We start from the raw sequence: 20,246 nt of genomic DNA, 5'->3' as shown, positions 1-20,246 counted from the left end.
TATCGATCCAAGAGGTGCCAATTCCCCGGCAAATCCGATGAAACAGGCTCTGGGATCAGGCCCGCTTCGTCAGCGGAAACCGTTCCCTCAGCAGCCGCAGCACCGATTCCGACGGCATCGGCGGGCCGAAGAGATAGCTCTGGCCGTAGCTGCAGCCCATCTTGGCAAGTTCGATCGCATCCTCGTTGGACTCGATGCCTTCGGCCACCACCTTCATGTCCAGCTCGCGCGCCATGGCAATCACCGATTTCAAGATGGTCGCCTTCTTGTCGCTGTTGTCGCGCACCAGCGCCTTGTCGAGCTTGATCGTGTCGAAGGGGAAGCGGGTCAGGTAGGCGAGCGAGGAATAGCCGGTGCCGAAGTCGTCGAGCGCCAGACCGAGGCCGGCCTCTTTCAGCTTTTGCAGCACAAGGCGAGCCTGTTCCGGGTTCTCCATCACCATGGATTCCGTCAGTTCCAGTTTCAGCCGCGAAGGGTCGCAATGGGTCTTCGCCAGTACCGAACGGACATCGTCGTAAAGATCGTTGTTGAGAAGCTGCACGCTCGACAGATTGATGGAGACGAAGATCGGCAGCTCGCCGGTCTGGTTCTGCCACCCCATCAGGTCGTTGGTCGCCTGCTCCAGCGCGAAGATGCCGAGCGCGCCGATAATATCGGAAGATTCGGCGATCGGGATGAATTCGGACGGCGGGATATTGCCGCGCTTGGGATGTTCCCAGCGCATCAGCGCCTCGAAGCCGGCGATCTCGACGTCCTCCAGCCGTGCGATCGGCTGGTAAACCATCGAAAGCTCCTTGCGCTCGATGGCGCGGCGCAGATCCGATTCAAGCTGCAGGCGATCGGTGCCGAAATCGCGGAAAGCCGGCTGGAACGGTTCCACACGATTGCCGCCGGCGCGTTTGGCCCGGTACATGGCAAGCTCGGCGTCGCTGAGCAGACCCGACGCGCTCTCCTGCTGGTCCACCCAGGAGGTGAGACCGATGGAGGCCGTCAGGATGATCTCGCGATTGGAGAAGTTGATCGGCACCATGATCGCCTTGCTCATCGCATCGGCGAAATCGGCAACCTTGGCCGGATCATGCTCGGAAACGAGAATGAGGCCGAACTGGTCGCCGGAAAGGCGCGCCAGTGTATCCTGCGGCTTCAGAAGGCGGCGCAGGCGGCGGGTAAGCGCGATCAGGATATTGTCACCGGCGGCGACACCGAGGGAATCATTGACCAGCTTGTAGCGGTCGATATCAATCACCATGACGGTCGGGCGCAGCGTCTCGCCGCCCGGTGCCAGCGTCAGCACCGACTGCAGGCGGTCGATGAACACCTGCCGGTTCGGCAGGCCCGTCAGGTTGTCGTGAAGCGCATCGTGCAGCAGCCGTTCGACCGAATTCTTCTGCTCTGTCACGTCGACGATCGTGCCCACGCAGCGGATGATCTCGCCATTCGAGCCGAGTACCGGCCGGGCGCGGATCAAGAGCCAGTGGAAGTGACCGTCTTCGGCGCGGATGCGGAACTCATGGTTCAGCCGCCCGCGGCGATGTTCCAGCAGCACGTCCAGCGTCGCCCGGAAACGGTCGCGATCGTCAGGATGCAGCCGCGGCAGCCAGTTGCGCGCCGCGCCATGCATCGTGCCCGGTGAAAGTCCGAGTTTGACGGAAACATCGGGAATGGTGACGACGCGATCGCGCGCCACATCCCAGTCCCAGACCATATCGCCCGAGCCCGTCAGCGCCAGCGACTGGCGCTCGAGATCGGAGAATAGCCCCTGCTGGAAAGCGCCGCCCGCAAAGGCGTGCTGCATGACGGTGAAGCCGATCAGCAGTACGATGAGGACCAGGCCACCGCCAAGTGCCGGCTGGATGATGTCATTATCGAGCCGGCCGGTGATCGTCATCCATGCGCCGAACAGCCAGACGAGCGTCAGCGCCCATGCCGGCACGAGCAGGATGGCGCGGTCATAGCGATTGAAGCCGAGATAGATGATCAGCAGCAGACCGGTTGCCGCCGTCAGTGCGAAGGACAGCCGTGCAATGCCCGCCGCAATCGACGGATCGTAGATCGCAACGCCGAACAGAAGGGCAAGACCGAGAACCCAGGCAAGCGTCGCATAGCCGAGATGCACATGCCATCGGTTGAGATTGAGATAGGTGAACAGGAAGATCACGAAACTGGAGGCAAGCGCCACCTCCGCACAGGCGCGCCATATTCGTTGATCCGCCGAGGCGACGCTGATCAGCTTTCCGAGAAAGCCAAAGTCGACGCAGATATAGCCGAGCACCGCCCAGGCGAGTGCCGCCGTTGCCGGCAGCATCGAGGTTCCCTTGACGACAAAGAGGATCGTCAGGAAGACCGCGAGCAGGCCGGCAATGCCGAGCACGATGCCGCGATAGAGCGTGAAGGCGTTGATCGTGTCCTTGTAGGCATCCGGCTCCCATAGATAGATTTGCGGCAGGTCGGGTGTGGCAAGCTCGGCAACGAAGGTGATGACGGCGCCAGGGTTCAGCGTGATGCGAAAGACATCGGCCTCGTCGCTCGGCTGGCGGTCGAGCGCAAAACCTTCGCTCGGCGTGATAGCAATAATGCGCTGCGAGCCGAGATCGGGCCAGAACAGCTTGGAATTGACGAGACGGAAGTGCGGCGCGACGATAACGCGCTCGAGCTGTTCTTCCGAAACATTGGCGAGCGCAAAGACCGCCCAGTCGCCCTGATGGTTTTCCGAGCTTGCGCGCACTTCGATACGCCGGCGGATACCATCGGCGCCGGCGGCGGTGGAAACCTGGAAGGCCTCGCCCTGGTTGGCGTAGATTTCAGTCGTGGCAGTCAGGTCCAGCGCAGTATCGTCGCGGGAAATCTTAACCGGTTCGGCCGCCTGCACGGTTCCCGCCGCAAGGGCGAATACCGACAGGAAAAGGGCTGCGATCACCGCGATCACTCGTCCGGACGGTGACGTCAGCAGCATGCGGTCTTTGTTCATCGGCTGTTGGGTTTCCTGCCTGTATCCGCGTCGGTGGCTAGGCGTGAAAACATCACGTGATCATGCCACTGACCGTTGATCTTCAAATATCCGCGCAGGTAGCCTTCCCGCTGGAACCCGGCTTTCTCAAGCAGGCGAATGCTCCGTGCGTTGTCTGGAATACAGGCTGCTTCGATACGGTGCAACTCAAGCCCTGTGAAGATATAGGGAATAACCAATTGAAGTGCGGCGAACATATGTCCCTGGCCGGCATAACGCTCGCCCATCCAGTAGCCGATCATGCAGCTTTGGGCGGCTCCCCGGCGGATATAGCCGATGGTGATGCCGCCGACGAGCGTCATATCCCTCCTTAGAAAAATGAAGAGCGGGATCGCCTGTCCCGAGGCATATTCCTGCTTGCCGCGGATGACGCGGGCGCGAAACGAGCCTTCGGTCAGCTCGTCGCGCCGCCATGTCGGCTCCCAGGGTTCCAGAAAACGGCGGCTGTCGGCACGGAGCCGGTGCCACTGGTTGAAATCCTGGTAGCGCGGCAGGCGCAGGACATATTTATCGTTTTCGAGTTCGACCGCTTCGGGCTGTCGCGAAAGGAACCGAAAAACCGATTTTGGCATCGATAACCCCCGGCGCAACGTATGTGTCGGTCAGCGGCTTGCCTGCTTCGTCTTCGGTGCCGGAACCGAAAGCGAGGCGGTGATGTCTTCCATCGGGGCAAGCTGCTCGAGCGGACCAATCGCCGAAAGCGTCGGGACGGTATCGTAGAAGAGGCGACCGGCAAGATCGGTGAGACGCTCGATGGTGATGCCCTCCAACCGCTCCATCATCTCTGGATTGGAGATCGGACGGCCATAGAGCATCATCTGGCGGGCGATCTGGCCGGCGCGGGCAGCGGGGCTTTCCTGTCCCATGAGAAGCTGGGCGCGGATCTGCGCCCGTGCGCGCTCGATTTCCTTCTGGTCGATATTGTCCGCCGACTTGTGCAACTCGTCGATGATGACCGGCACCAGCTCCGGCAGATTCTCGCCACCAGTTGCGGCATGGATGCCGAAGATGCCGGTGTCGGAAAAGCCCCAGTGGAAAGCGTAGACGGAGTAACAGAGGCCGCGAAACTCGCGTACTTCCTGGAAGAGGCGGGAGGACATGCCGCCGCCGAGGATATTGGCGAGGATCTGTGAGCAGTAGAAATCGCGGGCATGATAGGCCTTGCCCTCGAAGCCCAGCAGTATCTGCGCGTCCATGAGGTCGCGCGGCTCGCGCACATTGCCGCCGATATAGCGTGCAGCCTCCATGACTGGCGGCGCGTTGGGCGTGGTCGGCAGGCTGGCGAAGCGGTCCTCGACCATGCGCACGAACTCGTCATGCTCGACGGCGCCGGTTGCGACCACGAACATCCGGTCGGTCGTGTAGTTGCGGCCGAGATAGGTGCGGATCTGCTGCGGCGTGAAGGAAACGACGGTCTCCGGCGTGCCGAGGATCGGCCGGCCGAGCGTCTGGCCACGATAGGCGACCTCGGAGAAGCGGTCGAAGACGACGTCGTCGGGCGTGTCGTTGGCCGCGTTGATCTCTTGCAGGATGACCTGCTTCTCGCGCTCCAGCTCTTCTTCCTCGAAGGCAGATTCCGTCAGAATATCGGCGAGGATATCGACGGCGAGCGGCACGTGATCCTTCAGAACGCGGGCATAGTAAGAGGTCGTCTCGGTGGACGTCGCGGCGTTCACTTCGCCGCCGACATCCTCGATTTCCTCGGCGATCTCACGGGCGGTACGTCGTGCCGTTCCCTTGAAGGCCATGTGTTCGAGCAGGTGGGCAATGCCGTGTTCGTCTTCCGTCTCGTTGCGCGAACCTGATTTGATCCAGACTCCGAGCGCAGCGCTTTCAAGGTGCGGCATGGTCTGTGTGACTACTGTCAGCCCGGATTTGAGCCGGGTGCACTTAACTGTCATGTGCTATCTTTCTGCGCCTGCCGTCATCTAGCTGCGGGCATGCTTGCCGATAAAGGTTTCAACCGCTTTGAGCTCGGGCTCGATGATCTGGAAGCGCTCCTCCCTGTGCATCACATCAGCAAGCCACGTCGGAAGCGCCGGGTCAATACCGGAGGCGGATTTTACGGCAGCCGGGAATTTCGCCGGATGGGCGGTGGCAAGCGTCACCATCGGCGTATTCGGCTTTTCTCGCTTAGCGGCCACGAAGACGCCGATCGCCGAATGCGGATCGAGCAGATAGCCGGTTTCCGCATAGGTCTTGCGGATCGTTTCCGCAACCTGGCGCTCGCTTGCGCGGCCGGCACGGAAATCCCTTTTGATGAATTTCAGCGCTTCGGGCGAGATCTCGAAGCCGTTGGATTGCTTCAGGCTTTCCATGGCGGCGCGCACCTTGGAGGCATCGCGGTCATAGGCCTCGAACAGCAGCCGCTCGAAGTTGGAGGATATCTGGATATCCATGGAAGGCGAGGTCGTAGCCTTCACCGCCTTCATGTCATAACGGCCGGTCTTCAGCGTCCGCGCCAGGATATCGTTCTCATTGGTGGCGATGACGAGCTTGTCGATCGGCAGGCCCATGCGCTTGGCACAGTAGCCGGCGAAGATATCGCCGAAATTCCCAGTCGGTACCGTGAACGAGACCTTCCGGTCCGGTCCGCCGAGTGCGATCGCCGTCGTGAAATAATAGACGATCTGGGCCATGATGCGCGCCCAGTTGATCGAGTTGACGCCCGAGAGCTTCACCTTGTCGCGGAAGGCCGCGTCATTGAACATGGCTTTGACGAGGTTTTGGCAATCGTCGAAATTGCCTTCGACGGCAAGCGCATGCACATTACCTGATGTTGACGTCGTCATCTGCCGCTGCTGTACCGGCGAGACCTTGCCATGTGGGAAGAGGATGAAGATGTCGGTGCGCTCACGGCCGGCAAAGGCGTCGATCGCAGCGCCACCCGTATCGCCCGAGGTGGCGCCGACGATGGTCGCCCGCTCGCCGCGCTTTTCCAGGGCGTAATCCATCAGGCGGGCAAGAAGCTGCATCGCCACATCCTTGAAGGCGAGCGTCGTGCCGTGGAAGAGTTCCATCACGAAACTGTTCGGGCCGGTCTGTACCAGCGGCGCGATCGCCGGATGGCGGAAAGTGCCATAGGCTTCGTCGATCATCGCCCGGAAGGTTTCATCGGGGATTTCGCCATTGGTGAAGGGCGAAAGGATGGTGAAGGCGATCTCCTGATAGGTCTTGCCGCGCAGCGCCCGGATTTCCTTCTTGGAAAAACTCGGCCATTTGCGAGGAACGTAGAGCCCGCCATCGCGCGCCAGCCCTGCCAGAAGGGCGTCGCAAAAGCCGAGGGAAGGGGCCTCGCCGCGGGTCGAGATATAGTCCACGTTCGTCATCCTTGATCTATGGCTGGAGAAATTCGGCGCGCAAACGGGACGCTGCGGTTCCGCCGAAAAGAGGGGGCTTAACGGCCTGTCGGGGCAGTGTCGCAGGTATCCTATTGAACTTGCCCGCATTCGGCGCCGAAAAGTGCATCAAAACGGTGCTTACCCAATCGATTTTTCTTTGCGCCGCTGATATAGACCATCGCCAACTGTCATGAAAGGCCTTGCGCGAAAGTCGCAAGCACCTAGAAGAAAAGCGTTTGCAAGGGGTGGAATATCGTGCTCGGCAAGGTCTCTCGTCTCATCGTTTCCGCATCCCTTCTTGCCGCTCTTGCCGGCTGCAATTCGCTCGGCCTCGGCGGCGATAGCAAGCCCGAAGCCGCAAGTGCGAGCAGCGGTCCCGCTCCGCTTCAGCCGAACGGCAATGCCCAGATCATGCCGGTCGCGCCGACCAGTCCTTCGTCGAACCAGGCTCCGATCGGCACCGGCGTTACCGCGCAAGGAACGGTCGCGCCCGTTGTGCAGGGTGCATGCCCGCAGATCTTCATGCGTGACCAGGACGCGATCTACCGCACCTATGCGAAAGGTGCGAAGACCGGTGATCCGCAGCAGGTCGTCTTCCAGGCATCTTTCGGCGACTATAGCCGCCAGTGCATGCTCAACGACACGGCGCTCTCCATGACCGTCGTGGCGCAGCTTCGTCTTGTTGCCGGCCCGGGCGGCACGCCAGGCCCGGTTACGCTGCCGATCCGCATCTCGGTGCTGGATGGACAGGACGTCTTGTCGTCCGAAGTCGTCAATTTCCCGACGCAGATCCCGGCCGGCGCGCCAGCCACGCAGGTCATCTTCCGCCACGAGGGCATCAAGATGCCGGTCGGCTCCGGCGCACTCGTGCGCGTCAATGTCGGCTTCGACAATCAGCCAGCCAAGAACGTCAAAAATTCCAAGAAGAAAAGCAGCTGAGGCGCCTGCTGCGGACAGTCGCTCAGCCTAAGGGCTTCGCGAAGGCGGGCGCGCCTCTGCAAACAAAAACCTGTTGCGTGAATAAGGGCTGCCGTCTCTTGGAGGCATCAGGTCAGCGAAGCTGCTGCCCTTAGAGCACGCCTTCCCACTCTGCCAATGCGGCGACAACGCCTGGCAGATCATTCATGCGGGAAATTACCGTCTCCGCGCCCGCATCCGTCAGTTTATCAGCATGCGAGGCATAGGTGTGCGAACCGCCGGTGAAGCCGATCACCCGCATGCCGGCAGCGCGTGCAGCATGAACACCATGTGTGGAATCTTCGACGACAACGGTCCTGGAGGGCGAAACGCCCATCTGGCTTGCGCCGTGAAGGAAGATATCGGGCTTCGGCTTGGCACGGTCGGGACCGAGATCCTTGGCGGAGAAGATATTGGGGGCGAAGAGCTTCTTCAGTCCGACCTTGCCCAGCATCATGTCAAGCCGCTGGCTCGACGAGTTCGAGCAGATGCAACGCTTCATCGACAGGCGGCTGACGGCGAATCCGACGCCGGGAATGGCCTGCACTTCCTGTTCGAGCCTGATGTCCAGAAGCTTCTGCGACTGATCGAGCAGCGATGCCGAGATCGGAATGCTGGCTTCCCGTTCGATCTGGAAGAGGATATCGCGCCAGGTGAGGCCGGCGAAACGCTCGTTCATTTCCTCGACGCTGATCGGATAGCCCGCTTCCGTCAGCAGCTTGGATTCAACATCCGCTGCAATGATCTCGGAATCGACCAGAACGCCGTCGCAGTCGAAGATGATGAGGTCGAAGCCGTCCATATACTCATGCCTTGTTTTGGGATGATGGGGCTTTACACGATGGCCGCCGAAAGCTCAACCGATGACGGGGCATGGCTGGATTGCGTCATGCGGGCGGCTGTGCAGTAACGGCTGTCATACGACCTCGACAAGCCCCGCAGGGCTCGCTACTGAACGACAATGAGTAGGGAACCCGAAGACACCATCGCCGCGCGTATTGCCCGCGTGCTTGCAGAGCGCATCGTGCACGGCGAACTCGCGCCCGGCGCCCGTCTCCGGCAGGACCATATCGCCGAGGAATTCGAGACCAGCCATGTACCCGTGCGCGAGGCCTTTCGCCGGCTCGAAGCGCAGGGGCTGGCGATCAGCGAGCCGCGCCGCGGTGTGCGCGTCGCCTCCTTCGATCTCGCCGAGGTGCGCGAAGTGGCGGAAATGCGCGCAGCCCTCGAAGTGCTCGCCTTGAAACATGCCATCCGACATCTGACACCCGCCATCCTCGATGCTGCGGAAGAGGCGACGCGCGAGGGCGATGCCGCTGCGGATGTGCATGCCTGGGAGGAGGCGAACCGCAGCTTCCATCGCTTGATCCTCACCCCTTGCGCCATGCCGCGCCTGCTGGCTTCTATCGACGACCTGCACGCTGCAAGCGCCCGCTTCCTGTTTTCGGCCTGGCGTTCGGGCTGGGAGAAGCGCACGGATCACGACCATCGCGCCATTCTTGCCGCACTTCGCCAGGGCAAGGCGGAAGAGGCTGCCGCCATCCTGCAGAAGCATGTGCAGTGGATCGGACGCGCTCCGCAGCCCGCCCAGAAGGGCGGCGAGCGGGAAGCCTTTGCTATTGTCGGCTAAATTCCAAAATTATAGATAATTTCAGAACGTGCGAAATTTCCTGATTTTCGGACGTTTTGGTGTGTTCTTGCGCTCGCTTGTGGATCAAGCGCAATCGAATCCCGTACGCATGCTCTTGCGCTGCGCAAGAATCTCCGCCATCAAATAGATGGGAATCAAAAATTATCTATAATTTTGAAAAGGAGAATTTCATGTCCCCCTCTGACCAGTCCCGTCATATCGCTTTCGATCCGCTGCACCTTTCCGCACGGTCGATCGCGGTCAAATATCTCTTCGTTCTCGCCGGTACGCTGGTGCTTGCCCTTGCCTCGCAGATTTCGGTGCCGATGGTGCCGGTGCCGATCACCATGCAGACATTCGCCGTCACCATGATTGGCGCGCTCTATGGCTGGCGCCTCGGCACGCTCACCGTTCTCGCCTGGCTCGGCGAGGCCATGCTCGGCGCACCGGTACTCGCAAACGGCTCGGGCGGCCTTGCCCCCTTTGCCGGGCCGACCGCTGGTTATCTCGTCGCCTTTCCGCTGATGGCGCTGATGGTCGGCTGGCTCGCCGAGCGCGGCTGGACCGGCGATAATATTATCAGAAGCTTCACCGCTCACCTTGCTGCAAACATCTTCTGCCTCGCCCTGGGTGGCGTCTATCTCGCCTCGCTGATTGGAGCGGAAAAAGGCTGGCTGCTCGGCGTCGCGCCCTTCATCCTCGGCGGCATGCTGAAGTCCGCACTCGCTGCGGCCGTGCTCAAGGGCATCCGCATCTATGGCGGCCGGGCAGAACTGCATTGACCGTCAGGCTGCGCGCCCACCATCTGCTCTGCATGCTGACTTTCGTCGGTGAAGGCTATACGCCGGCCTTCACCGCCAATTACCGCCACATCGCTGAGCGTCTCTCGGCCGGAGAGGAGATAGAAATCGTCTCCGGCCCCGACGATATCTGCGCTCCCCTGCTGTCCGAGGCTTCAGCGCATTGCCTTCTGCCGAGTCCGAAGGCCAGGGACGAAGCTGCCGCCAAAGCAGTTGGCAGGCTCCTGGGCGTGCGGGTAGAGCAGGGCGCCCGTCTCATTCCTGACAAAGCCCTGCTAAAAAGACTACGCCGGGCCTTCGCTGCCGACCTCATCCGCAATGCCTGCACGGATTGCGAATGGAGCGAACTCTGTAGCACGGTTGCCCATAATCATTTCAGGAATACGCTGGTGGCACCTTGCTAGGCTTCCAGCGGAAAGAGTTTCAGGAATTGCCGCTCGCCTTCGGGTGAAAAGATCACCGAGCGGCTTTCCGGTATTCGCCGCGCCCAACCCTTTTCCATGAAATTTGCAAGCAGCGCCTTGCCAAGGCTTCCGGCGAGATGGGCGCGACGTTCACTCCAGTCGAGACAGGAGCGGCAGAGCGGCCGGCGCGAGGATTTGAGGCTGCCGACATCGATGCCGATGCATTGCAGATCGCTCTCGCCCTTGGCCGTCACTGCGAGCCCGTCGCCGATGGCATCGATCGATCCCGATGCCACCAGACTGTCCAGCATGCGCACGCCAAAATCGCCGGCGAGATGGTCATAGCAGATGCGCGCCTTGCGCAGCGCCGGATCCTTAGGGCCGGGCTGGTGGCGCAGATGTCCTCGGCTCGCTGCAAGGCCCATCATGCTTTCGATCAGCCGGGCCACGGCCTCGTCGGCGAGCGTGAAATAGCGGTGCCGTCCCTGCTTGCGCTGAGCCAGCAACCCGCCGGTTTCGAGCTTTGAGAGATGAGTGCTGGCTGTCTGCAGCGTGATGCCGCCGGCTGCCGCAAGTTCGGTTGCCGTCAGCGCACGACCGCCGGTCAGCGCCGCCAGCATGTTGGCGCGCGCCGGATCGCCGATGAGTGCGCCGATCTGCGCAATGTCGGGTCCTTCTTTCATACTTCGATCGTAACCGAAGCATTCTCGTACGGCAATGTGCGAAAACTCCTCTCACACGAAAGGAGAAAACCGATGATCACCTGCTTCATCCGCTACGAGATCGACCCCTTCCGCAAGGATGCCTTCGCCGAATATGCCCGCAACTGGGGACAGGCGATCCCGAGAAACGGCGCCGACCTTATCGGCTATTACGGCCCGCATGAGGGCTCGGCAACGGTCGCCTACGGTGTCTACAACATCGAAGGCCTCGCAGCCTACGAGGCCTATCGCGCGCGGCTTGCTGCCGATCCGCTCGGCCGGGAAAACTACGAATTCGCGCGTCGCGAACGCTTCATCCTGAAGGAGGACCGCATCTTCTTGAAGAATGTTTCGGCGCCTCATGCGAAGCTGGTGCTGCCATGATCGCCGTCATCTTCGAAGTTATCCCCTATGTCGGCGAGCGCCATCGATATCTGGACCTTGCCGGTGAGCTCAGATCCGAGCTCGAAAAGATTGATGGTTTCATTTCAATCGAGCGTTTCGAGAGCCTGAGGATGCGCGGCAAGATCCTCTCGCTTTCCTTCTTCCGGGATGAGGAGGCGGTGCGCGAGTGGCGCAATCTCGAAGTCCATCGGGCGGCCCAGAAGGCCGGCCGCAACGGCATTTTTGCCGATTACCGGCTGCGCATCGGCCACGTCGTCAGGGACTATGGAATGGTCGAGCGCGCCGAGGCGCCTGAGGACAGCAGGCAGGTCCACATGCCCTCGGCGGCGGAGTGAAATCGGGGCGGGCGCAACGAGGTGTCCGCCTTTTTCTTGTAGGTAAACCGGAATATTTTCCCGAAACGGGTCGGTGCTTCAGGCTTTGGTAACCAACTTGCGTAACCATAACGGACAGTTAAGCGTAAAGCGTATGAGTGAGTATCCACATGGCGTCTGTATTTCCGCTTGCCGACCTCAAGACTTCCGTAAAGCCGGGTTCTTGGGTCGACACGATCATCAAGGGTGATTGCGTTGCAGCCCTTGAGGCTCTTCCGAGCCAGTCCGTTGACGTCATCTTCGCGGATCCGCCCTACAATCTCCAGCTCGGCGGCACTCTGCACCGGCCGGACCAGTCGCTGGTCGACGCCGTCGATGACGAGTGGGACCAGTTCGCCTCCTTCGAGGCCTATGACGCCTTCACCCGTGCCTGGCTGCTTGCCTGCCGCCGCGTGCTGAAACCATCAGGCACGATCTGGGTCATCGGCTCCTATCACAACATCTTCCGCGTCGGCGCCACGCTGCAGGATCTAAACTTCTGGATCCTGAACGATATCGTCTGGCGCAAGACCAATCCGATGCCGAATTTCAAGGGCCGCCGTTTCCAGAACGCCCATGAGACAATGATCTGGGCCAGCCCGAACGCCAAGGCCAAGGGCTATACCTTCAACTATGATGCCATGAAGGCCGCCAATGACGACGTGCAGATGCGCTCCGACTGGCTCTTCCCGATTTGCAGCGGCAACGAACGCCTGAAGGGCGAGGACGGCAAGAAAGCCCATCCGACGCAGAAGCCGGAAGCGCTGCTCGCCCGCGTCATCATGGCCTCGTCCAAGCCTGGCGATATCATCCTTGATCCCTTCTTCGGTTCGGGAACGACCGGCGCCGTCGCCAAGCGTCTTGGCCGCCACTTCGTCGGCATCGAACGCGAGCAGGACTATATCGATGCGGCCTCTGCCCGCATCGCCGCCGTCGAGCCGCTCGGCAAGGCGGAACTGACTGTGATGACCGGCAAGAAGGCCGAAGTGCGCGTGGCCTTCAATGTGCTGGTCGAAAGCGGCCTTATCAGGCCTGGCCAGGTGCTGACCGATGCCAAGCGGCGCTACAGCGCCGTGGTGCGCGCCGACGGCACGGTCGCTTCGGCCGGCGAGGCCGGCTCCATTCATCGCCTCGGCGCAAAAGTGCAGGGCCTTGATGCATGCAACGGATGGACCTTCTGGCACTTCGACGACGGGCAATCCCTGCGCCCGATCGACGAATTGCGGTCCGTCATCCGCAGTGACCTTGCAAAGGTGGGTTGAGCAACATTCTTGCAAGGACAGGACCAGGCCTCTTCCGGTTTGTACCTCCAGTTACGGAAGACGCATAAAGAAAGCCCGGGACCGAAAGGCCCCGGGCTTCTTACTATTAAAGCTAAGATCTGCGTCAGAATTCCTGGTAGTCGGTTACATCGACGCGCGTAACCTTGCCGTCCTCGTTGAAAGTGATCGTTTCCTCGCCTTCGCGGATCAGCGGCTTGCCGGTCTTGCTATGGGTTGCGCGAACAGACCACACGGCACGGCCGGAGAGCGGCGTCAGCGTCTCGACCACAGAATTCTCCGCCGTCTGGTCCGGGTAGTCGTCGAAGTAGCGGCGGAATGCGGCCATGATCTCGGCGCGGCCGGCAAGGCTGCCGATGCCGTTGGAGACATAAGTCGCATCCTCGGCAAACCAGTTCTCGATTTCAGGAAAATCGAGATCGTTGATCGCGGTGTGGAAACGGTCGATGGCTGCTGCAGGGTCGAAGCTCATGGCTCAGGCCTTCAGTCCATAGGTGGCGAGATCGGCGCGCAGCTTGTCGGCGCCGGTAAAGAGCACGGCATTCCAGCCGGCAGCCTTCGCACCCTCGATATTGACAGGCGCGTCGTCGATGAAGATCGTCGCGGCCGGATCGAGGCCGAAGCTCCTGGTATGCGTTTCGTAGATCGCGATATCCGGCTTGATGAGGCCGACATCGCCGGAAACGGTCACGCCGCGCGGCTTCTTGAGAAAGGCGAAGCGTTCCTGTGCCTCGCGGAACGTGTCGGAGGCGAAGTTCGTCAGCATCGTCACATCCCGGCCCTCGTTGATGAAGCCTTCCATGATCGCGACGCTGTCCTCATAGGCATGTGGTATCATCTCCTGCCAATTCTTGCGGAAGGCGCGGATATGCTCTTCGCGGGTCGGATGCTGCTCGATCAGCAACGCCTCGGCATCGGCCCAGGTGCGGCCGCGGTCCTGTTCGATGTTCCAGTCGTGCGTGCAGACGTTGGCGAAAAACCAGTTGCGCTCGGCCTCATCGGGAATGAGGCGGCTGAAAGGAATTTGCGGATCGTAATGAATAAGAACTTTGCCAATATCGAAAACGATATGCTTGATGTCGTTTGCCATAATCATCCCTTGGCTGTTTTGAACGCGAGAGGAATAGCCGCTGTGATCGCCTTTTTCATGATAGTCGGCAGCGCCTGAGCTTCAAGATTTATAACCGGCTCCCACCAGCCGTCATCGATTTGAAGGCGATTGGCAATCGCGACGCGGAAGATCGAAAGCCTGAGCTCGAAATGGGTGAAGACGTGGGTGACGCTGCCGGCGCTCTCCCAGTCAGCCTTGAAGGGTGCCGCTTCGGCTGACGTCTCGCCGTCCTGCCGCGCGGTCCATGCTGTCGTCGGAATTTCCGTCATGCCGCCGAGCAGGCCGCTTTCGATCCGCCGCCGAAGCAGGATATCGCCATCGGAGGTGACCGCCACGAAGGCGGCGCCGCGCCGGACCGGCTTTTCCTTCTTGGCGGCCTTGACTGGAAACTGCTCGGGATCATGCAGCCTGAGCGCCTCGCACGATACATTGAAGGGACAGAGCGAACAGGCCGGTCGCTTCGGCGTGCAGATGGTGGCGCCGAGATCCATCATCGCCTGGGCGAAATCGCCGGGCCGATCGGCCGGCGTCAGCAGCGCCACCTTCTGGCGCATCAGCGGCTTGCCGGCTGGAAGCGGCGTCGCGATGGCATAGAGCCGCGAGATCACCCGCTCCACATTGCCGTCCATCACGGCCGCCTGCCGGTTGAAGGCAATCGCTGCCACCGCAGCCGCGGTATAGTCGCCGATGCCGGGCAGGGCTTTCAAGCCCTCTTCGGTGTCGGGAAAGATGCCGCCATGCTGGCTCGCAACGGCTTCGGCACATTTCTTCAGATTGCGCGCTCGAGCATAATAACCGAGCCCCGCCCAGGCGGCCATCACCGCTTCAACAGGCGCATCGGCGAGATCCGTCACCGACGGCCATTTCGCCAGGAAATTGGCGAAGTAGGGTTTTACCGCCTGCACCGTCGTCTGCTGCAGCATCACCTCGGACAGCCACACGTGATAGGGATCGGCCTTGACGCCACGCCCGGCCATCGGCGGCGAAACCCGCCAGGGCAGGTCGCGATGATGACGGTCGTACCATTCGAGGAGAGGGAGGGCGGTCGGCGCGTCCGGTGTGCGTATCGTCATTATTTGCCGCGATCGGGGGAAGTGCTCTATACTTGGCGAAGCAATGCGGCGTGATCAAGCCGATGGCCTCGAATGGCTATCGCTTACCAAGGTTTCGATGAGTTATCCACGCAAAGATGGGAAGCAGATTTCCGAGCTGACGAACGGCATCATCGATCCCGTTCTCGCTCGCCGTGCCGGCATCAATAGCGCGCTTCTCGGCTCCTGGGACGAAATTGCTGGCGAGGACTTTGCCGATTGCACTCGGCCGGAAAAAATCGCCTGGGCCCGCGGCGGCGATGACGGCAGCTTCCGCCCCGGCGTGCTGACCGTTGCCTGCGAAGGCGCGCGCGCGCTTTTTCTGACCCACGCGCAAGGCGAACTCATCCAGCGCATCAACAGCTTCTTCGGCTTTGCCGCCGTTCACCAGCTCCGCATCGTCCAGAAGCCGGTCTACCAGCCGGTCAAACGCTCTCGCACGCCCCCGCCTCTGAAGGGCGAAGCCGCCCGCAAGCTCGAAGGCATGATGCAGGGCATAGAGGACGACAAATTGCGCCAGGCGATCGCTCGCCTGGGTACGGCAGTATTGGGTAAAAAGCCGAAATAACCTTCGCCGTCCTGTTGGCAGCATCCTGATCGCCTACCGCTTGCGGAACGGCGAGATACAAATAATCCGTCTCTTTTATGCAGGGCGAAACACTGCTTCTGCATTCCGGCAATGATTGATTTGTTCATTGATCTGCGGTTTCGTCTCGCGCAGGTCACAATTCTTTGAAGAAAGTTGGCGAAGCGTGCCTTGTTCGCGGCTTCTGGCCGTTATATCGCACAACTAGCTGCCACACTTGTTTATGGGGAACCCATGCGCATCTCTGAAATGCAACTGACGAAACGCCAGCTTCTGGGCGGTGTCGCTGCCGCAACCGCATCTATCGCGGTATACGGCACGGCGCAGGCGCAGGCAGCCGTCGAAATCCCAAAGCCGGATGGCGATGTCGACATGGCCAAGGTCATGACCCCTGGCGCGCTGCCGGAAATGGCGCTCGGCAAGACAGATGCCCCGGTCAAGATCGTCGAATATATGTCGATGACCTGCCCGCACTGCGCCCACTTCCACAACACCACCTTCGATACGATCAAACAGAAATACGTCGACACCGGCAAAGTCGAATTCGTCCTGCGCGAATTCCCCTTCGATCCGCGCGCTGCCGCCGCCTTCATGCTCGCCCGCTGCAACCCGCAGAAGCCTGAAGAGCTCGCAACGCCCGAGCAATATTTCCCGATGGTCGCCATGCTCTTCAAGCAGCAGCAAGTCTGGGCTGCCGCCGATGACGGCCGCGCCGCGCTGCTGCAAATGTCGAAGCTTGCCGGATTTACTGAGGATAGCTTCACGAAGTGCTTGACGAACCAGAAACTGCTGGATGAAGTGAATGCCACGCGGGAACGCGGTTCCAAGGACTTCGGCGTCAATGCCACGCCGACGTTCCTCATCAATGGCAAGCGCTACTCTGGAGACATGCCGGTTGACACCATGTCGGCCCTCATCGACAGTCTGCTCTGATCCGTACCGTTTTGTGAAGGCGGGCGACGGCGAAAGCCGTGCGCCCGTTTTTTGTTTTGTGCAGCGTGAGGCTGCGGCATGAAGTTCAACAAGCTCCGCCTTGTCGGCTTCAAATCCTTCGTGGAGCCGACCGAATTCTTCATCGAGCGCGGGCTGACGGGCGTGGTCGGGCCGAACGGTTGCGGCAAGTCCAATCTCGTGGAAGCCCTGCGCTGGGTCATGGGCGAGAATTCCTACAAGAATATGCGCGCGTCCGGCATGGACGACGTGATCTTTTCCGGCTCGGGAAACCGCCCGGCGCGGAACACTGCCGAAGTCGCGCTCTATCTCGACAATGGCGAGCGTACCGCACCTGCCGCCTTCAACGACAGCGATGAAATCCAGGTCACCCGCCGCATCGAGCGCGAGCAGGGATCGATCTATCGCATCAACGGCAAGGAAAGCCGCGCCAAGGATGTGCAGCTGCTCTTTGCCGATGCCTCCACCGGCGCCCGCTCTCCTTCCATGGTCGGGCAGGGGCGCATCGGCGAGCTGATCGCCGCAAAACCGCAGGCCCGCCGCCAGTTGCTGGAAGAAGCCGCCGGCATTTCCGGCCTGCACTCCCGCCGCCACGAGGCCGAACTTCGCCTGCGTGCCGCCGAAAGCAATCTGGAGCGGCTGGATGACGTCACCTCGCAGCTTGAAAGCCAGATCGAGAGCCTGAAACGCCAGGCCCGCCAGGCAAACCGTTTCAAGACGCTCTCTGCCGATATCCGCGCCCGCGAGGCGATGCTCTTGCATATCCGCTGGGTGCAGGCGAAAGAGGCCGAAGCCGAGGCCGACAGCGCGCTCAACCAGGCAACCGTCGCTGTCGCCGAGAAGGCGCAGATCCAGATGGATGCGGCAAAGAACCAGGGCATCGCCGCCCTGAAGCTGCCCGAACTGCGCGAAGGCGAGGCGAGAGCGGCTGCCGCACTCCAGCGCCTGCAGATCGCCCGCAGCCAGCTCGAAGAGGATGCCAACCGCATCCTGCGGCGCCGCGATGAACTCACTCGCCGCCTGGCCCAACTTGCCGAAGACATCAGGCGCGAGGAGCGGCTTGTCGCCGACAACGCCACGATCCTGGCAAGACTCGACGCCGAAGAGGCCGATATTGCTGAAATTCTGGCCGATTCCGGCCGTTATGCCGAAGAGACGCAGCAGGCTTTCGAAGAGGCGGCCGCCAAACTCGCCGACAGTGAGCGTATCTTCACCACCCTGACTGCAGAGCGCGCTGAAGCTGCTGCCGGACGCAATCAGCTGGAACGCGCCATTCGCGACCTCGCTGATCGCAAGCTGCGGCTCGAACGCCAGATGGACGATGCTAATCGCGAACTCGCCGGCATCGAGCAGAAGATGGCAACGCTGCCCGACCCGGACGAGAAGCGGGCCGTGGTCGAGGCAGGCGAAGTCGCCCTGGCCGAGGCCGAGACGACAATCCAGTCCGTCGAGCAGGCGCTTGCCAGGGCGCGCGAGACCGAAGCGCTTTCCCGTACTCCCGTTGAGCAGGCACGCAGCAAGCTCAACGCGCTGGAAACGGAGGCCCGTACCATCCAGCGCATGCTGGCAGGTGCTGCGGCAGGCGAATTTCCGCCGGTTGCCGAAGAGCTGAAGGTCGATCGCGGTTTCGAGACGGCGCTCGGTGCCGCACTCGGAGACGATCTCGAATCCCCGCTCGATCCGAATGCGCCTGCCCACTGGTCGGAAAACGGCGATGGCTCTGGTGATCCAGCGCTTCCCGCTGGCGCTGAGCCCCTGCTGAACCATGTCCGCGCACCCGCGGCGCTGATCCGCCGCCTGCGCCAGATCGGTCTGGTGGCTGATGCCGACGCGCCGCGTCTGGTGAAGGAACTCAAAGCCGGCCAGCGCCTGGTGACCAAGGACGGCGCCGTCTATCGCTGGGATGGCCACGTCGCCGGTGCGGACGCGCCGAGTGCTGCAGCCTTGCGCCTTGCCCAGAAGAACCGCCTTGCCGAGCTGGAAGGCGAGGCGGAGCTTGCCCGCGACGTTCTGGCCGAGGCTGAGGAGCGTCTTGCCGCCGCCGCCGATACCATTCGCGAGGAGGAGCGCAGGCTCACCGGAGCCCGCGATATGAGCCGCTTGTCCGCCCGCCATCTGGCCGAGGCGCGAGATGCGCTTGCCGCTGCCGAGCGCGCCTCCGGTGATCTCATCCGCCGCCGCGATGTCATTGCCGAAGCCGTCAGCCAGTTGCAGGCGCAGCTCGAGGATGTTGCCGTTCAGGAAGAAAATGCCCATATCGAACTGGAGGATGCGCCGGACTTGACCGCGCTCGACGAACGGCTGCGCTTCCAGCAGGCCGAGGTCGCGACGGATCGCGGCGCCCTTGCTGAAGCCCGCGCCCGCCACGAGAGCCTGAACCGTGAGAACGACGCCCGCCAGCGCCGCATCCTCGCCGTCGGCCAGGAGCGCGAGACCTGGCGCCAGCGCGCTGCAAGTGCTGAGGATCACATCGCCACGCTGCGTGAGCGCGAGGAGGAGGCCCGCGAGGAGGCCGCCGAGCTTGAAATGGCGCCTGATGAATTCGACGACAAGCGCCGCGCCTTGCTGACGGAGCTGCAGAAGGCCGAGGAAGCCCGCCGGGGCGCTGCCGATCTCTTGGCGCAGGCCGAACTTCTGCAGCGGGACGCGGACCATAAGGCAGCGACGGCGCTCTCCGAACTTGCCGAAAGCCGCGAGCGCCGCGGCCGCGCCGAGGAGCGCCTGGTCTCCGCACGCGAGAAACGCCAGGAGAGCGAACAGCGCATTCGTGAGACACTGAACGTGCAGCCCCATGAGGCGATGCGCCTTGCCGACCGGCCGGGACTGCAGACGCTGCCGGATCCGCGCGAGGTTGAACGCGAGGTGGAGCGGCTGCGGATCGAGCGCGAACGTTTGGGCGCCGTCAACCTGCGCGCCGACGAGGAGCAGAAGGAACTCAGCGAGAAGCTGGAAGCGCTTATCAAGGAACGTGACGACGTCATCGATGCCATCCGCAAGCTGCGCGGCGCGATCCAGAGCCTGAATCGCGAAGGCCGTGAGCGCCTGATCGCCGCCTTCGATGTCGTCAACGCCCAATTCCAGCGCCTCTTCACCCACCTCTTCGGCGGTGGCACAGCGGAATTGCAACTGATCGAATCCGACGATCCGCTGGAAGCTGGTCTCGAAATTCTTGCCCGCCCGCCCGGCAAGAAGCCACAGACCATGACGCTGCTCTCGGGCGGCGAGCAGGCGCTGACGGCAATGGCTTTGATCTTCGCCGTCTTCCTCACCAATCCTGCGCCGATCTGCGTGCTGGACGAGGTGGACGCACCGCTCGATGACCACAATGTCGAGCGCTACTGCAATCTGATGGACGAGATGGCGGCGTCCACCGAGACCCGATTCGTCATCATTACCCACAACCCCATCACCATGGCGCGCATGAATCGCCTCTTTGGCGTCACGATGGCGGAGCAGGGTGTTTCTCAGCTTGTCTCGGTCGATCTGCAGACGGCAGAGCGTCTCCGTGAGACGGCTTGAGGCCGCATTTTAATTAAAGACCAAAAAAGGTCACCCTGACATCGGGTACGTACCCCATTTGGGTGATGCTCTTTTGCGCGCATTGCATTAGAAGTTGTTTTATCGCAACC

General features: G+C 61.6%; 19 protein-coding genes. 10 read left to right on the top strand and 9 right to left on the bottom strand.

The window, feature by feature from the left end; genetic code table 11:
- Nucleotides 1–55: 55 nt before the first annotated feature.
- From ACR9ZQ_RS21270 to thrC, 4 genes are read right to left on the bottom strand one after another with little or no spacing between them, the layout of a single operon-like run.
- A complete protein-coding gene (locus ACR9ZQ_RS21270; protein ID WP_481428752.1) occupies nt 56–2,968 on the bottom strand; it encodes an EAL domain-containing protein in 2,913 nt (970 codons plus the stop codon).
- Entirely contained in the window at nt 2,965–3,579 is a 615-nt protein-coding gene (locus ACR9ZQ_RS21265) for a GNAT family N-acetyltransferase (protein ID WP_310378361.1), read from the bottom strand. Before ACR9ZQ_RS21265 ends, ACR9ZQ_RS21270 begins: the two co-directional genes overlap by 4 nt.
- Before the next feature lie 30 nt (nt 3,580–3,609).
- Complete coding sequence (locus tag ACR9ZQ_RS21260; protein ID WP_481428751.1) at nt 3,610–4,908, bottom strand: M16 family metallopeptidase; 1,299 nt, start codon at nt 4,906–4,908, stop codon at nt 3,610–3,612.
- Nucleotides 4,909–4,935: 27 nt separating this feature from the next.
- Nucleotides 4,936–6,336: a threonine synthase gene (thrC, locus tag ACR9ZQ_RS21255; RefSeq protein WP_481428750.1), complete on the bottom strand. Its 1,401-nt coding sequence runs from the start codon at nt 6,334–6,336 to the stop codon at nt 4,936–4,938.
- Nucleotides 6,337–6,600: 264 nt separating this feature from the next.
- Between thrC and ACR9ZQ_RS21250 the strand changes: the two genes are divergently transcribed.
- Entirely contained in the window at nt 6,601–7,287 is a 687-nt protein-coding gene (locus ACR9ZQ_RS21250) for a hypothetical protein (protein WP_310380025.1), read from the top strand.
- A 130-nt stretch (nt 7,288–7,417) separates the two neighbouring features.
- Here ACR9ZQ_RS21250 and ACR9ZQ_RS21245 read toward each other — a convergent pair whose 3' ends face one another.
- Nucleotides 7,418–8,107: an HAD family hydrolase gene (locus tag ACR9ZQ_RS21245; protein WP_481428749.1), complete on the bottom strand. Its 690-nt coding sequence runs from the start codon at nt 8,105–8,107 to the stop codon at nt 7,418–7,420.
- Nucleotides 8,108–8,266: 159 nt separating this feature from the next.
- On the opposite strand from ACR9ZQ_RS21245, the gene ACR9ZQ_RS21240 reads away from it, so the two are divergent.
- The 3 genes from ACR9ZQ_RS21240 (at nt 8,267) to ACR9ZQ_RS21230 (ending at nt 10,139) form a co-directional block, all read left to right on the top strand.
- Nucleotides 8,267–8,935: a GntR family transcriptional regulator gene (locus tag ACR9ZQ_RS21240; RefSeq protein ID WP_481428748.1), complete on the top strand. Its 669-nt coding sequence runs from the start codon at nt 8,267–8,269 to the stop codon at nt 8,933–8,935.
- Between the two features lie 191 nt (nt 8,936–9,126).
- Nucleotides 9,127–9,717: a biotin transporter BioY gene (locus ACR9ZQ_RS21235; protein WP_481428747.1), complete on the top strand. Its 591-nt coding sequence runs from the start codon at nt 9,127–9,129 to the stop codon at nt 9,715–9,717.
- Nucleotides 9,714–10,139, top strand: coding sequence for a DUF1284 domain-containing protein (locus ACR9ZQ_RS21230; protein ID WP_481428746.1), 426 nt, complete (start codon nt 9,714–9,716; stop codon nt 10,137–10,139). Before ACR9ZQ_RS21235 ends, ACR9ZQ_RS21230 begins: the two co-directional genes overlap by 4 nt.
- On the opposite strand, the gene ACR9ZQ_RS21225 is transcribed toward ACR9ZQ_RS21230, so the two are convergent.
- The gene (locus tag ACR9ZQ_RS21225) at nt 10,136–10,822 is read right to left on the bottom strand and encodes an ArsR/SmtB family transcription factor (protein ID WP_310378349.1); all 687 of its coding nucleotides are present in this window, start codon (nt 10,820–10,822) and stop codon (nt 10,136–10,138) included. The genes ACR9ZQ_RS21230 and ACR9ZQ_RS21225 overlap by 4 nt on opposite strands.
- Before the next feature lie 72 nt (nt 10,823–10,894).
- On the opposite strand from ACR9ZQ_RS21225, the gene ACR9ZQ_RS21220 reads away from it, so the two are divergent.
- The 3 genes from ACR9ZQ_RS21220 (at nt 10,895) to ACR9ZQ_RS21210 (ending at nt 12,860) form a co-directional block, all read left to right on the top strand.
- Nucleotides 10,895–11,224: an NIPSNAP family protein gene (locus ACR9ZQ_RS21220; protein WP_310378347.1), complete on the top strand. Its 330-nt coding sequence runs from the start codon at nt 10,895–10,897 to the stop codon at nt 11,222–11,224.
- Nucleotides 11,221–11,580: an antibiotic biosynthesis monooxygenase family protein gene (locus ACR9ZQ_RS21215; protein ID WP_481428745.1), complete on the top strand. Its 360-nt coding sequence runs from the start codon at nt 11,221–11,223 to the stop codon at nt 11,578–11,580. Before ACR9ZQ_RS21220 ends, ACR9ZQ_RS21215 begins: the two co-directional genes overlap by 4 nt.
- Nucleotides 11,581–11,729: 149 nt before the next feature.
- Nucleotides 11,730–12,860 (top strand): DNA methyltransferase, encoded by a 1,131-nt coding sequence (locus ACR9ZQ_RS21210; RefSeq protein WP_481428744.1) that lies wholly within the window; start codon nt 11,730–11,732, stop codon nt 12,858–12,860.
- A gap of 124 nt (nt 12,861–12,984) precedes the next feature.
- On the opposite strand, the gene ACR9ZQ_RS21205 is transcribed toward ACR9ZQ_RS21210, so the two are convergent.
- From ACR9ZQ_RS21205 to mutY, 3 genes are read right to left on the bottom strand one after another with little or no spacing between them, the layout of a single operon-like run.
- The gene (locus ACR9ZQ_RS21205) at nt 12,985–13,350 is read right to left on the bottom strand and encodes a nuclear transport factor 2 family protein (RefSeq protein ID WP_481428743.1); all 366 of its coding nucleotides are present in this window, start codon (nt 13,348–13,350) and stop codon (nt 12,985–12,987) included.
- A 3-nt stretch (nt 13,351–13,353) separates the two neighbouring features.
- Nucleotides 13,354–13,968 carry an HAD family hydrolase gene (locus ACR9ZQ_RS21200; RefSeq protein ID WP_481428742.1) on the bottom strand — a complete coding sequence of 205 codons (615 nt, stop codon included), beginning with the start codon at nt 13,966–13,968 and terminating at the stop codon, nt 13,354–13,356.
- Nucleotides 13,969–13,970: 2 nt separating this feature from the next.
- Entirely contained in the window at nt 13,971–15,062 is a 1,092-nt protein-coding gene (gene mutY / locus ACR9ZQ_RS21195; protein ID WP_481428741.1) for an A/G-specific adenine glycosylase, read from the bottom strand.
- Between the two features lie 97 nt (nt 15,063–15,159).
- Here mutY and ACR9ZQ_RS21190 point away from each other — a divergent pair, with 97 nt between their 5' ends.
- The 3 genes from ACR9ZQ_RS21190 to ACR9ZQ_RS21180 all read left to right on the top strand — a co-directional run bounded on the left by ACR9ZQ_RS21190 (nt 15,160) and on the right by ACR9ZQ_RS21180 (nt 20,136).
- On the top strand, nt 15,160–15,648 hold the full coding sequence (locus ACR9ZQ_RS21190; protein WP_007818063.1) for a DUF721 domain-containing protein: 489 nt from the start codon (nt 15,160–15,162) through the stop codon (nt 15,646–15,648).
- 252 nt (nt 15,649–15,900) lie between these two features.
- Nucleotides 15,901–16,599 carry a DsbA family protein gene (locus ACR9ZQ_RS21185; protein ID WP_025669517.1) on the top strand — a complete coding sequence of 233 codons (699 nt, stop codon included), beginning with the start codon at nt 15,901–15,903 and terminating at the stop codon, nt 16,597–16,599.
- A gap of 78 nt (nt 16,600–16,677) precedes the next feature.
- Nucleotides 16,678–20,136, top strand: coding sequence for a chromosome segregation SMC family protein (locus ACR9ZQ_RS21180; RefSeq protein ID WP_481428740.1), 3,459 nt, complete (start codon nt 16,678–16,680; stop codon nt 20,134–20,136).
- Nucleotides 20,137–20,246: the final 110 nt, after the last annotated feature.

This window comes from Rhizobium sp. KNZ14-9A, assembly GCF_056755015.1.
Note: the sequence above shows the minus strand (reverse complement) of the source record. Positions and strands in the feature narration are given on the sequence as shown.